Consider the following 13,152-nt stretch of genomic DNA (forward strand, 5'->3'; position numbering starts at 1 on the left):
GGAGCACTTTATCAAATCTACACCACTAACAATTGTTTTCATTTCTCATGATGAGTCTTTACTTTCCGCTACAGCGACCAAAGTTATTCAAATTGAGTTGTTACGACATAAGACGATCCCAGTTGCAACAGTATCCAATTTACCCTACAAAGAATACATTGAACAAAAAGAAGCACGCTATGAACATCAATCTCAAGTCGCTAATAAGCAGCGCGAAGAACACCAGAATCAAATGGAAAAATACCGACAAGTTGAAAGTAGTGTGCACCACGCACAAGGAACCATTTCAAGGAAGGATCCAGCTGGAGGACGCTTACTCAAAAAGAAAATGCATGCAGTAAAATCTATGGGGAAACGTTTTGAACGTGAAAAGGAAAACTTTGAAGATATTCCGCTAAAAGCAGATGCAATCTTAGTGAAATTCTCAAAGACTAAAACTCTTCCTGCAAATAAGACCATTCTCCATTTGGAAGATGAGAGTGTGAAATTGGGGGATAAAGTTTTAGCTCGCTCATTGAATTTGCTAGTTAGAGCTCCTCAAAAAATAGGGATCATCGGGCAAAATGGGGTAGGTAAAAGCACATTACTGAAGCAATTATGGACAGAACTAAGCCAGCGCACAGATATCTCAGCTGGATATATGCCGCAAAACTATGCTGATTATTTAAGATTGGATGAAACACCGGTTGAATTTCTTAGAGAGACTGGAGACAGTGAAGAACGCACTCAAGTGATGACTTATCTAGGAAGTATGCGGTTTACGACAGATGAAATGCATCACCCAATCCAGTCGCTTTCAGGAGGACAGCAAGCAAAATTGTTACTACTGAAAATTGATTTATTAGGACAGAATGTATTGCTTTTAGATGAGCCTACACGAAACTTCTCACCGTTATCCCAACCAGAACTTAGAAAATTATTTAAAAACTTCAAAGGTTCCATCATTACTATTTCACATGACCGGATGTTTTTAAAAGAAGTTTGTGACCAAGTGTATGAGTTGAAGAAAGATGGATTGGTTAGGGTGGAGATGGAGTAGCTTTTTATGGAAAAATTTCTCTCTCATTGCTTCATTTATCATTTAATAGAGCAACGAGAGAGAAAATAAAAGGAAGGTGAATTATGAAGAAAGAGGAGCTCATAAGAAGCAGACATGAACTTTTAAAAGTGTTAATTCAAAAGGTTCAGATTTTTTCGGGAATAGATGGTATTTTTCTTAGAGGCTCTATAGCGGCACAAAATGAAGACCCTTTTTCAGACATAGATTTAAGAATTTTACTCAAAGAATCATACTCAAAAGATAAGTTTATTCAGCTTTTTATAGATGAACTTAGCGATATATCATTTATTGAAACGGAAACACGTTCTTATGCTGTAATTCATTTTAACAATTTCATAAAATTAGATATTTTTGTTTATAATAAAATAGATTTAACGCCTAGTATTTGGATGCAAAATATACTTATTATTTTTGATAATAAAGGTTATCTAAATACAATGAAAAGTAAATCTGAAAAATTAGTCTATCATATTATACAAAATGAATTTGACGAATTACTTTCTAAATATTTTGCTTTTTTTCATGAACTATATCGTCGAAAAGAACGTAAGGAATACAACTACTGTGAGTCATGTACAGTGATGTTAAAGAATATTCTAGTTGCTTTCTGGTATATTGAATTAGGATATCAATGTAATTCATTAGGGGATTGGAGTAAATATGAAGGGAAAAGATCTATACTAAAAAGTTTTCAGTTGAACTATTTAGATAAATGGACACCAGTTTTAGTTGGTGGAACTGAGATTTTCATGGAATCTATTAATATGGAGATACTAAAGTCTGCTAAACAAACCGCTAAGAGATACAATCTATACTTTAATGAAAAGCAGTTTAATGAGATAATTTCAAAAGTTATTTAATTAGAAAGCTATAATATTTCTTAACATAAAAAGATTCGCCAAGTTTAAAACTTGGTGAATCTTTTTAAATTAAGAGCCGTTTTTTATTTAACCAAACCAAATGGCACGTTCTCGATCGGCACTTTCTTGCGAGTCAGAAGCATGAACGGTATTTTCAGACAGGCTAAGTCCATAAAGAGCACGAATGGTATTGTCTGGAGATTTACCAGGATCTGTTGTCCCGTTCAATGATCGAACTCGACTGATGGCATTTTCGCCTTCTAATATAAGCACAACTAAAGGACTTCTTGTAAGATAAGAAACCAATCGACTAAAGAATGGTTTTTCTTTATGCTCTGCATAATGTTTTTCTGCTACTTCTATAGAAGCTTTTATTAATTTCATATCAAGAATTTTCAAACCATTTCTTTCGTATTCTATTAAAATATTCCCAATTAGGTTTCGCTCTACTGCATCTGGCTTGATCAATACAAGTGTTTTTTCTGTCATGACTAATCATCCCCCCTAGAGTATACTTAACATGATTCTAACATGTTAAGCTTCTTTTAGTATAGAAAAGGGCACTTGATTGAGTGGAAAATTTGAATTTCAATTGATTTTTATTTGTTAATTTACACGCAATGATTTGGTTTGTTTTCTAAAAGAAGAAGAACCTTTTTCATTTTGTTTTTTATAGATTTCGTATATTTGAGCAAGTACCATAGGGTCTTTAATAGTCGTATCCAGAAAATATAGAATAGCATCATTCACTTTGGTATCATGATTATGCTCAATCATATCTTTTAATGTGAAGTTGTAATCATGTAAATTCTCCAACATATGGTGATAATCTTCAATAAACAATCTGAAGTTTTTATTGTCATGTAAAGCTGATTTAGTGATAATATTTTTTTGTGGAGATTTAAAAAGTATTCTTCTTTTGTTAAAGTTAGATAATTCACAATATTTTCTATATCACGAGATTCTTCATCAGTAAAATTTAAGTTCATCTTAAAATGCCTCCTGTTTTATATATGAAGTTATTGCGGTACAAGAGTACAACACTATTTTAATTTAGTAAAGGTATATACCAAATAATAGTTAAAAATAGGGATAGTTTAATAAAAATGTTATAATTTGTTCAATAATTCGTTACATTTAATGGTTGTTTTTAAGGTAAGGATAGAAATAATGGAGGAGTGAATAAAATGGGATTAATGTTATCAGAAAAAGAGATATTAGCTAACTTAGAAGTTAACGGTTTATTGAGTCCAATGACAGAAAGCACAGCAGTGTGGGCACAAATTATGCCTTCTACAGGATCTTTAGTGCTGTTTGGAGCATATGCACAGTTGGCAAAAGGGTCTTATTTTATTTTATGTATGGAACAAGATAAAGTTATTTTATTGCCAGTTCATAAAATAACCGGAAAAATGGATTCAAAAAAAGAACCAATCATCATGACATTTGAAGAATTAGACTCGGTCGAAGTGGGTAAAAATGCTTTATTACACAAGGTAACATTTACAGCGGGCGAACGAGTTATGCCTTTAAAAATAAATAAAGTTGCTGCTGGAACGAAATGGCATAAAGACCATTTAGAAAAAGCGTTAACTGAAATAGCTAGATGCGAAGCAACTGTGAATCAAAGAAATATGTAGAAGGATAGATAGAAAAAGCAATCAATTCCTAAAAGGAAATGATTGCTTTTTGTTTAGTCTAAATAATATTTCTTGGTTACGATCAATTCTTCATTCAGTTCATAAACGAGAGGTTGGCCAGTTGGAATTTCTAATGCCATGATTTCGTCATCTGATATTTCTTCTAAATACTTGATCAAAGCCCGGATAGAGTTTCCATGAGCAGCGATCAGTACGGTTTTATTATCCAAAATAGCGGGTGCGATATGGTCTTCCCAAAAAGGTATCACACGTTCTAAAGTAACTTTTAGACTTTCTCCCATTGGAATGGTTCTTTTTTGAAGATTAGCATAACGGCGATCGTTTAATGCAGAGTTTGGATCATCAGGTTTTAATAGAGGAGGCAGTGTATCATACGAACGACGCCAAATTTGAACTTGTTCCGGACCAAATTCTTCGATAGTCGCTTGTTTATTCAAACCTTGTAAAGATCCGTAATGACGTTCATTTAAGCGCCATGATTTTACTTCTGGTACCCATAGTTGATCAGATTCTTCTAAGACGATATGGCACGTTTTGATGGCTCTTTTCAAAACAGAAGTAAAAGCAAAATCAAAATTGATGCCGGCATTTTTGATTTTTTGTCCTGCTTTACGTGCTTCTTCATACCCTTGTTCGCTTAAATCAGCATCCATCCACCCAGTAAATTGATTTAATTTATTCCATTCGCTTAATCCATGTCGCACAAAAATTAATTTCAATTTAAACACCACCTTTTTGTAATAGAACACAAGCCTCACTTTTATTTTACTCTTGTTTTTTATAAAAGCTATTCATATGGTTGGCAACTCTTTTTGTTTAACATTGAAGGTATTTTTTTTGGAATAAAGATTTTTGACGCCGAGGGCCGAAAATAGACGCTGGTTTTTTATTGAGCTATACTAACTATAAGACATTCATTCAGTCATGAAAACTATAGGAGGGGTTAGATGTATAACGGGTTAAAAGGTAAAGTTGCGGTGGTTACAGGTGGTTCTAAAGGAATCGGAAATGCTATTGCCAGACGGTTATCTGAAGAAAAAATGAAAGTTGTCATTAACTACCATAGTGATAAAGAAGGCGCTGAAGAAACGGTAGAAGAACTAAAAAAAGCTGGCGGAGAAGCTGTGGCAGTCGAGGCTGATGTCAGTAGTGAAGATGGAGTGAAAGCCTTACTAGATGCAGCTATTTCTAATTTTGGCGATTTAGATGTGTGGATCAACAATGCTGGAATGGAGAATAAAGTATCTACTCATGAGTTAACGTTAGAAGACTGGGATAAAGTGATTAATGTGAACTTGACTGGGGTCTTTCTTGGCTCTAAAGCAGCTTTAAATCATTTCTTAGAAAAGAATAAAAAAGGAAATATCATCAATTTATCTTCCGTTCATGAACGGATTCCTTGGCCAACATTTGCACATTACTCAGCTAGCAAAGGTGGAGTAAAATTGTTCAATGAAACAATTGCATTAGAATACGCGCATAAAGGTATTCGAGTGAATAGTATTGCTCCTGGAGCAATCAACACACCGATCAATGCAGAAAAATTTGAAAATGAAGAAGAAAAAGAAAAGACCTTGAATATGATCCCAATGAACTATATCGGAAAACCTGAAGAAGTTGCCGCAGCTGCGGCTTGGCTGGCTTCTGATGAATCAAGTTATGTAACTGGAACAACACTTTTCGTTGACGGTGGGATGACCTTATATCCTTCTTTTGAAAAAGGGGAAGGTTAAAAAATAGTTTGTTGGTTCATTAAAATTTAGTAGAGAACCTTGAATAATGTTGTTTTTAAGCCAATAAATGGGAGTTTAGTGGTTTAGGAACAGCAACTGTTCAAGGGTTTTTTTGTATATTCTTTTTTTATTATTTCTAGTATTATATAAAATGAATACCTTTACAAAATATGGAAAAAGTTATTTTTCATTTTACTAAAAATAGGATTAAAAAGGAGCATATATGAGAATTCTGAATGGTATTATTTCATTAACTAGTTCATTTTTTATGTTTATATTGCTTTACACGTTGCGTTTAGGTGATTATTCAACTTATCATGTATCTTGGTATATTTTCCCCTTCATACTACTAGCTATTTCGATTCGTTGTTTTTTTAAACATTATGTAGATGAAAAAAATAATGGTTATAATCTGTTTACATCATTAAATAAAACGCAAGTGATTATAAAAAAGACTTAGAGTAGCTCATTCTAAGTCTTTTTAACGTTCATTATGAAGAACATTAAGAGAAATTTCTCATTTTAAATGCGACAAATTAGACGTCTATTTTGCTGTAAGATATACTAGGTAAGAGACGAACGGATGTAATGTAGGGTTCGATGTACGAAAATGAAAGGTTCGATAAAAATGAAGACAATTACTATATTGATTCCTGCTTATAATGAAGAGGCAGTAATTGACAAGATGTATAAAAAATTAGATGCCGTTTGTGGAGAATTATCTCAATATTCATTTGAATTTTTATTTGTGAATGATGGAAGCAAAGACCGCACGATGGACTATATCAAAGAGTTTAAGAGAAGAGATTCTCGTGTTCAATACGTAGATTTATCACGTAACTTTGGAAAGGAAACAGCCATGTTAGCAGGGTTTGATTATGCTAAGGGAGATGCGGTCATTATTATTGATGCCGACTTGCAACAACCGCCAGAAACGTTTGCTGAGATGATTCATTGGTGGGAAGAAGGCTATGATGATGTCTATGCTGTTCGAATAGAACGCGAAGGAGAAACTTGGTTTAAGAAATGGACTTCTAATACCTATTACACTCTTTTGCAAAAGGTAGCTAAGGTGAAAGTTTATCCACAAGCTGGAGATTTTAGATTGCTCGATAAAAAATGCATTGTGGCACTAAGACAACTGAGAGAGCATGAGCGCTATACCAAAGGAATGTACGGATGGATAGGGTTCAAAAAGAAAGAAATTTCTTATATAGCAGAACCTAGAGCAGCTGGTGAGACAAAATGGAAACTATCTGCATTGTTGAATCTAGCATTAAATGGAATTACTTCTTACAGTACGATGCCATTGAGAATCTGGTCTATTATTGGATTCATTATTTCAATGTTTGCCTTTATTTATATGGCTGTTGAAATTATTCGAACAGCTTTATTTGGTGCAGAGGTTGCTGGGTATCCTTCGCTGATTGCAGGTATTTTATTTTTAGGTGGAATTCAACTTATTTCACTTGGAATCATCGGAGAATATCTTGGGCGTGTGTTTGTAGAAACCAAGGAAAGACCGGTATACTTTATTCAAGAATATTCTGAAAAAGAAAATGAGCAAAAAAATCAAATTCAAGATGAATGGAAGAAAGAGATGGACTTAAAGCATGATGAAAATTAAAGAATTAGTTAATAAGTATGCAGAAGTGATTAGTTATTTGATTTTCGGAGGGTTGACGACAGTCGTCAATATTATTGTTTTTTACTTATTTGATTCTATATTGGATGTGCATTATTTATTCGCAAATGCTATTGCCATTATTGCTTCAATTTTATTTGCCTTTTTTACAAATAAAAAGTATGTGTTTAAATCTTCTACACCAACAGTGAAATTATGGCTAAAAGAATTTAGTTTATTTGTTTCTTTTCGCTTATTATCAGCCGTATTCGATATGGGGAGCATGTGGTTATTGGTTGATGGATTAGAACTAAACACCAATATCGCAAAAATCATTACACAATTTATCGTGGTGGTGCTGAATTATGCCTTTAGCAAATTTTTCATCTTTAAGCAAGGAGAGTGATCAAGTTGTTAAATGCCTTCAGCGATAATTTATTTGAAGAAAGAAAAATCACAAAACGAACTTTTGCTCTCTATACAGGTTTATTTTTAGTAATGATTATTGGAATTTATAGTTATTTTATTGTGTTACAAAAATCGTTTATTTGGGAAGGGGATGGCTATTCTCAGCACTATTTGATTTTTAAAGATTATTTAAGTTCGATAAGAAGCTTTTTAGCTCAACCTTCAGCAGGATTTCAATTTTGGGATTGGTCTATTGGGATGGGCTCAGATCTATTTGCGGCTTATGGTTATTATGTCTTAGGTGATCCCTTTGTATATTTAGGGTTGTTGTTTCCAGTAAGCATGACTGAATTGGCATTCCATGTACTGGTTTTATTGCGCGTCTATTGTATTGGCGCAGCCTTTTTAACCTATTGCCGTCGCATGAATGTTTCCAGCTCAGGAGCTTTGGTGGGCACAATGATGTACACTTTTACGTTCTATGTCATATTAAATGTAACAAGGCATCCCTTTTTCCTGATGCCGATGATCTTTTTCCCGTTATTGTGTCTAGGGATTGAAAAAATCTTGCACAATGAATCAAACTTGTTATTTATTTTTATGATTTTTATTAGTGCGTGCAGCAATTTTTATTTTTTCTACATGTTGAGTGTATTGATTTTTATCTATGCCGTCATTCGTTATTTCCATTTTTATGGAATGAAAAAAATGAAACTACTTTTCCACTATATCTGGAAATCTGTTTACTCTTATTTGATTGGATTATTATTATCTGGCTTTTTGTTTATGCCAATCGTTTGGGGTTTTTTACAGTCTTCTAGAGAGCCAGGAAAGTTTGCCAGTGGATTGACCCTATATCCAGTTAAATACTATTTTTCTTTAATCGCAAATTTATTCGTATCGGAACGGTACTTATGGACCTTATTTGGGTTTTCGGCTTTCGTACTGTTGTTGATCCCTATATTATGGATAAGACGAAAAACATTTGGATTTATTTCATCTAGTTTAGCATTATTTAGCATTATGCTATTATTGCCAGCGTTTGGATCCGTTATGAACGGCTTTGCAGGACCCTATAATCGTTGGACCTTCGTATTGCCAATGTTCTTTTCGTTAGGTGCAACTATGTTATACAATCAACGATTCCATTTGGAAAAAAAAGAGTTGAAAGCAATGGGCTGCATGCTTACTTTGTATAGTTTAGTTATGATTCTGATTGGCAGTGTCATTGGGTTCAGATTAGCATACGCCATGCCAATCTTTTTTGCTCTAGTACTCTTCGTTCTTTTAGTAGTAGCAAATAAACAACGCGCCGCACAATCGTTGACAAGAAAAGGGAAGCAGCTTTATTCAGCAGCTTTATTAGTCTTGATCATGGGGAACTTAGCATACAACGCTATGGATTATTACTATCCATGGGGGCAAGATACACTAGACTTGTCATTGGATTATGGAACCGTTGATGAAGATTATTTAATGACTTTTGATCAACTTGAGCAGGAACTTCCTGAAAGTAAGGATATTTCGCGTATTGGAGTAACAAGCAAAGACAATCATGTGAAAAATCAGATGGTAGGATTAAACCAAATGGGGTTGAATTCATATTTGTCAGTAACAAATGGAGCGATTTCGGACTTTGCCCGATTAATGGAAACAGGACAATTTCAATTGATCCAACCGTTGCGAAATGGCTTTGATGATCGCAGGGTGGCGAATAACGTTTTAGGCGTTCGTTACATCATTACTAAAGCTGCTAATGAGAAGTACCTGCCGTATGGTTATGATGTGGTCAAAGAAACTGATTCAAATTATATTGTTGCAGAGACGCAAGATTATTTCCCATTTGCTTATGCGAATACAACTTACCTAACAAAAGAGTCAATAAAAAAACTGAATCCGATTGAGAGAGAACTTTTTCTATCTTATGGTGTCATACTAGATTCAGAAAGCGATAAAGTAAAAGAGTTAGATGCCTTTAATCAAGAGTTGTCTGTTGATGAAGTGGAACATCAAATTATTTCTGCAGACTCAACAAAAGCAACGGTTGAGCAAAATGAAATCAATGTAATAGAAAATAATGGGACCATCGAATTGGTTCTTGATGATCCAAGTGCAGTACAAAATGCTGAAGTATACGTGTATCTTGAAGGATTAGATTTTACGCCTAAAGTCAGTGACCCATTGACAGGTACACCAACGAGTTATTCTGCTAAAGTAGCATTTGGAGAACAAAAGAAGACGATTTATCAATCGAATCTTTTAAGTTTTAGTTCTTACTTTAAACGCACGAAAATGTTGTTTAATATGGGATATCAAGAAGGAAGTGCTCAAGAGGATACTATTTCCATCCAATTTTCTAAAGCAGGTGAATATAAGATTGAGGATATCACCGTGTTTTCTGTTCCTCTAGATTCCACTTATTCTGACAGAGTAGCTGAAAAAAGAGACCAACAGTTGATGATTGAAACGTTTGATAATCAGACTGTAAGTGGGTCGATAGACCTATCAGAGCCTTCAATTTTAACAACCACTATTCCTTATACAAAAGGGTGGAAAGCAGAAGTGAACGGCGAAAAAGTTGAGACGATCCAAGTAAATGAAGGTTTTATTGGGATTCCATTACAGGCTGGCCCGTCAAATGTGACCTTTACGTATCAAACACCCTTTTTATGTTTAGGAATTGGAGCTTCTTTGCTAGGACTTGTATTGGTGATCTTCAATACATTATTTTGGAACAAGCCAGGTAAAAAAACAACTTAAAAAAGCCTTGGAAGAGAGGATGTTCTCTCTTCCAAGGCTTTTTAGTTTTCTCTTAACGTATGGACACGAAGAATGTGTTCGTATTCTGAAAGATCTTCAACAACAGAAGCGATTGGTTTAGTATCTGGTAAACTAAGTGTGTAGAGGTTGACATAACTGTTATTTTCTTTATTATTTGTATCCACACTATAGTCTAAACCAAGAACATTGATTCTCATACTTTCAAAATAAGTATTTAAAAATTGCTTCGTTTCTTTTCGATTGACATAATAGATTTCAATTCGTTTTGAACTTTGAACGCGAAAGATACGTCTAATGACAAGTAAAACAAGTAACACAACGAGACAGCTGGTTAAAGCTAAAAAGTAGCTGCCCATTCCAATAGCTATACCTAAGCCAGCAACTGTCCAAATTGAAGCAGCAGTAGTCAGTCCGCTAACACTTTTTTTCGTCACAATAATCGTACCGGCACCTAGAAAACCAATACCACTTATAATTTGTGCAGGCATCCGAGTCATATCCGTATTCAATAGTTGTGTCAAATCTGGATTATTTAAGCCCATCTCAACGGTATTATAAGTAACTTCTAATTGAACTAGTGTCACGATACAGGCTCCAAGACAAACTAATATATGAGTTCTGAGACCAGCATCATGTCCTTTGATCTCACGTTCATAACCAATGGCACTGCCAAATAAAACCGCTAAAATTAAGCGTAGCAAGATTTCACCGTTATCTAATTCAAACATTTAACCACCTTCTTTCTAGACAAACAAATGTAAAATAAAAAGGGTAATTATGAAGTATCAAAGACAAAAGTCTCAGTTTTAAAGCAGGATACTAGAAATAATCAATCTGGCAACTCCTGCTAAAAGCATAATATAGATGGGACCAATTTTTGTTTTTTGTAACAAAACTAAACCGATACCAAATAGAATCAAGGAAATCCAATCAATCTCAGCCCATGCAATTGGAAAAGAATCGCTATTAAATAAAGCTGTCAGTAAGATAGATAAACCGGCAGAAGCAATCAAAGCAACAACTGCTGGGCGTAATCCTTTTATCACTCCTTGAACCAACGACAATCCTTTGTATTTATAATATAGGACTGCCAATGATAATACAATGATAACGGATGGTGTGATACACCCTAAAGTAGCAATAAGGGAACCTGAAATTCCAGCTACTTTAGTTCCAACAAAGGTAGAAGCATTTAATGCTATTGGACCAGGAGTCATTTGTGAAATGGTTAAAATATCAATATATTCTGTACTCGTTAGCCACTGATTTTTTTCAATCACTTGTTCTTGTATCAAGGGTAAAGCAGCATATCCGCCACCAAAACTTAAAGCACCAACTTGGAAGAAACTCCAAAATAATTGCAAGTAAATCATTTCTTTAAGCCTCCTTTTGTCAGATGCGTTTCTTTATAAGTCGTGTACGCCCCAATCGCACCACAAATAACTAAAATGATGACGATATTGATAGAAGTAAAAGAAGCTACAAGAAAAGCAAGGATCATAACAATAATAGGCAGGTTTTTTTTGGTTTTAGTGATTCCTTTTGCCATACCGATCACGACATTTACAATAACGGCAGCCACCCCAGCTTGCATACCAAGTAGAACAGCATTTACAATAGAATTATCACGAAAAGCCAAGTAAAAATAGGAAATAATCGTAATAATTATCAGTGGAGGTAAAGAAGTTCCTATTACACTAATAATAGCACCTGGAATACCAGCCATACGGTAACCGATTATAATAGAGGCATTAACAGCGATTGGTCCCGGTGATGATTGAGCAATAGCTACTAAGTCTAACATCTCTTCTTCATTGATCCACTTTAACTCATGTACAAAGCGCTTTTGCATAAGAGGGACAATGACATATCCTCCGCCAAAAGTAAAAGCACTCAAAGTAAAAGTAGACATAAATAATGTCCAATAAAATGATGTATCTTTTTTCATAAGAAACTCCTTTATTTATAAATTTTACTAATCTATCATAAGTATACAATAAATGAGGAGAGAAAAAGAAATAGTAGGCAGGTTTAACTCCATTTTATAAATCATTTTTGGCTGAATGCTCTGCTTTAATTGAAATATTTTGACGTTTCATTCATACTTTAATAAGTTAATTACTTTTTTTTAGTAAGAAAAAAACGATTCTAACCAATATAAGGTAGAGAAAAGTGATAAAAAAAGTTACACTATAAAAGAGAAGCAGAATGTAGGAGAAATGTTATGAATCTATTATTTACACTTAATGAAAATTATTTGCCTCCTCTGTACACGGTTCTTCGTTCGATTTTTTATTCGAATAGTAAAGAAAAGTTTACGGTATATATTATGCACCAAAGCATATCGGAACAAAAACTGGAAGATTTGCAACAATTTATCACTAAAAATGGACATACATTTTGCCCGATTGATTGTAAGAATCTATTTACAGAAGAAATTTTTGTGAATCGGTATTACTCTATAGAAATGTATTATCGCTTACTAGCTCCATTCGTGTTGCCAGCAGAATTGGATCGGGTTTTGTATCTTGACCCTGATATCGTTAATTTACGTTCATTTTCATCATTTTATGAACAAGATTTTGAAGGCAAGTTATTTATAGCGACGACTCATGATTATGCAACCAAATGGATCCAACCTATTAATAATATACGTTTAGGTACATTAGCATCAGAAGATTACTTTAATACGGGTGTCATTCTGATGAATCTTACTTTGATCCGAAAAACAAGAAATCAAGAGGAGATATTTACTGCCATAAAAGTGAATAAGAATCGGTTAGTACTGCCAGATCAGGATATTTTCAATCATTTGTACTGGAACGAAATCAAAGAAGCAGATTGGCAGATCTATAATCTTGACGCGCGTTTTTATTCTCAATTGAATCGTGTTTTTCCTCGAAAGTTTTCTCTGGAGTGGGTAGAACAAAAAGTGGTATTTATCCATTATTGTGGCAAGCATAAACCATGGATAGAAAGAGAATCATACCGTCATAAATTAGGCGGGTACTATCTTTACTTTGAA

14 protein-coding genes are annotated in these 13,152 nt (G+C 34.1%); 8 read left to right on the forward strand and 6 right to left on the reverse strand.

Translation table 11 applies throughout. The annotated features are described in order from the left end of the window. On the forward strand, positions 1 to 1,039 hold a 1,039-nt coding region (locus ABS911_RS11830), incomplete at its 5' end, for an ATP-binding cassette domain-containing protein (RefSeq protein ID WP_350467760.1). A gap of 83 nt (positions 1,040 to 1,122) precedes the next feature. Next, positions 1,123 to 1,920, forward strand: coding sequence for a nucleotidyltransferase domain-containing protein (locus ABS911_RS11835; protein WP_350467761.1), 798 nt, complete (start codon positions 1,123 to 1,125; stop codon positions 1,918 to 1,920). A gap of 87 nt (positions 1,921 to 2,007) precedes the next feature. Here ABS911_RS11835 and ndk read toward each other — a convergent pair whose 3' ends face one another. Then, on the reverse strand, positions 2,008 to 2,409 hold the full coding sequence (gene ndk / locus ABS911_RS11840) for a nucleoside-diphosphate kinase (RefSeq protein WP_023178804.1): 402 nt from the start codon (positions 2,407 to 2,409) through the stop codon (positions 2,008 to 2,010). Positions 2,410 to 2,526: 117 nt separating this feature from the next. After that, the gene (locus tag ABS911_RS11845) at positions 2,527 to 2,739 is read right to left on the reverse strand and encodes a hypothetical protein (protein ID WP_350467762.1); all 213 of its coding nucleotides are present in this window, start codon (positions 2,737 to 2,739) and stop codon (positions 2,527 to 2,529) included. A 368-nt stretch (positions 2,740 to 3,107) separates the two neighbouring features. Between ABS911_RS11845 and ABS911_RS11850 the strand changes: the two genes are divergently transcribed. Then, positions 3,108 to 3,560, forward strand: a complete 453-nt coding sequence (locus tag ABS911_RS11850) for a hypothetical protein (protein ID WP_301425862.1) — start codon at positions 3,108 to 3,110, stop codon at positions 3,558 to 3,560. A gap of 53 nt (positions 3,561 to 3,613) precedes the next feature. Here the strand turns inward: ABS911_RS11850 and gpmA are convergent, their stop codons facing one another. Continuing rightward, positions 3,614 to 4,300 carry a 2,3-diphosphoglycerate-dependent phosphoglycerate mutase gene (gene gpmA, locus ABS911_RS11855; RefSeq protein ID WP_301425863.1) on the reverse strand — a complete coding sequence of 229 codons (687 nt, stop codon included), beginning with the start codon at positions 4,298 to 4,300 and terminating at the stop codon, positions 3,614 to 3,616. A gap of 228 nt (positions 4,301 to 4,528) precedes the next feature. Between gpmA and ABS911_RS11860 the strand changes: the two genes are divergently transcribed. The 4 genes from ABS911_RS11860 (at position 4,529) to ABS911_RS11875 (ending at position 10,106) form a co-directional block, all read left to right on the forward strand. Further along, positions 4,529 to 5,314 carry a glucose-1-dehydrogenase gene (locus ABS911_RS11860; RefSeq protein ID WP_187948406.1) on the forward strand — a complete coding sequence of 262 codons (786 nt, stop codon included), beginning with the start codon at positions 4,529 to 4,531 and terminating at the stop codon, positions 5,312 to 5,314. Positions 5,315 to 5,942: 628 nt separating this feature from the next. Beyond that, complete coding sequence (locus ABS911_RS11865) at positions 5,943 to 6,941, forward strand: glycosyltransferase family 2 protein (RefSeq protein WP_251165593.1); 999 nt, start codon at positions 5,943 to 5,945, stop codon at positions 6,939 to 6,941. Then, complete coding sequence (locus tag ABS911_RS11870; protein ID WP_269465134.1) at positions 6,937 to 7,344, forward strand: GtrA family protein; 408 nt, start codon at positions 6,937 to 6,939, stop codon at positions 7,342 to 7,344. The genes ABS911_RS11865 and ABS911_RS11870 overlap by 5 nt, the downstream gene beginning before the upstream one ends. A 5-nt stretch (positions 7,345 to 7,349) precedes the next feature. Continuing rightward, entirely contained in the window at positions 7,350 to 10,106 is a 2,757-nt protein-coding gene (locus tag ABS911_RS11875) for a YfhO family protein (RefSeq protein WP_350467763.1), read from the forward strand. Between the two features lie 41 nt (positions 10,107 to 10,147). Here ABS911_RS11875 and ABS911_RS11880 read toward each other — a convergent pair whose 3' ends face one another. The 3 genes from ABS911_RS11880 to ABS911_RS11890 all read right to left on the reverse strand — a co-directional run bounded on the left by ABS911_RS11880 (position 10,148) and on the right by ABS911_RS11890 (position 12,075). Further along, positions 10,148 to 10,855: an MgtC/SapB family protein gene (locus tag ABS911_RS11880; RefSeq protein ID WP_350467764.1), complete on the reverse strand. Its 708-nt coding sequence runs from the start codon at positions 10,853 to 10,855 to the stop codon at positions 10,148 to 10,150. 78 nt (positions 10,856 to 10,933) lie between these two features. Beyond that, positions 10,934 to 11,500, reverse strand: a complete 567-nt coding sequence (locus ABS911_RS11885) for a chromate transporter (RefSeq protein WP_350467765.1) — start codon at positions 11,498 to 11,500, stop codon at positions 10,934 to 10,936. Continuing rightward, positions 11,497 to 12,075: a chromate transporter gene (locus ABS911_RS11890; protein WP_023178794.1), complete on the reverse strand. Its 579-nt coding sequence runs from the start codon at positions 12,073 to 12,075 to the stop codon at positions 11,497 to 11,499. The genes ABS911_RS11885 and ABS911_RS11890 overlap by 4 nt, the downstream gene beginning before the upstream one ends. A 276-nt stretch (positions 12,076 to 12,351) precedes the next feature. Between ABS911_RS11890 and ABS911_RS11895 the strand changes: the two genes are divergently transcribed. Then, positions 12,352 to 13,152 (forward strand): glycosyltransferase family 8 protein (locus ABS911_RS11895; RefSeq protein WP_350467766.1); only part of this gene is annotated, 801 nt, incomplete at its 3' end.

This window comes from Carnobacterium sp., assembly GCF_040274425.1.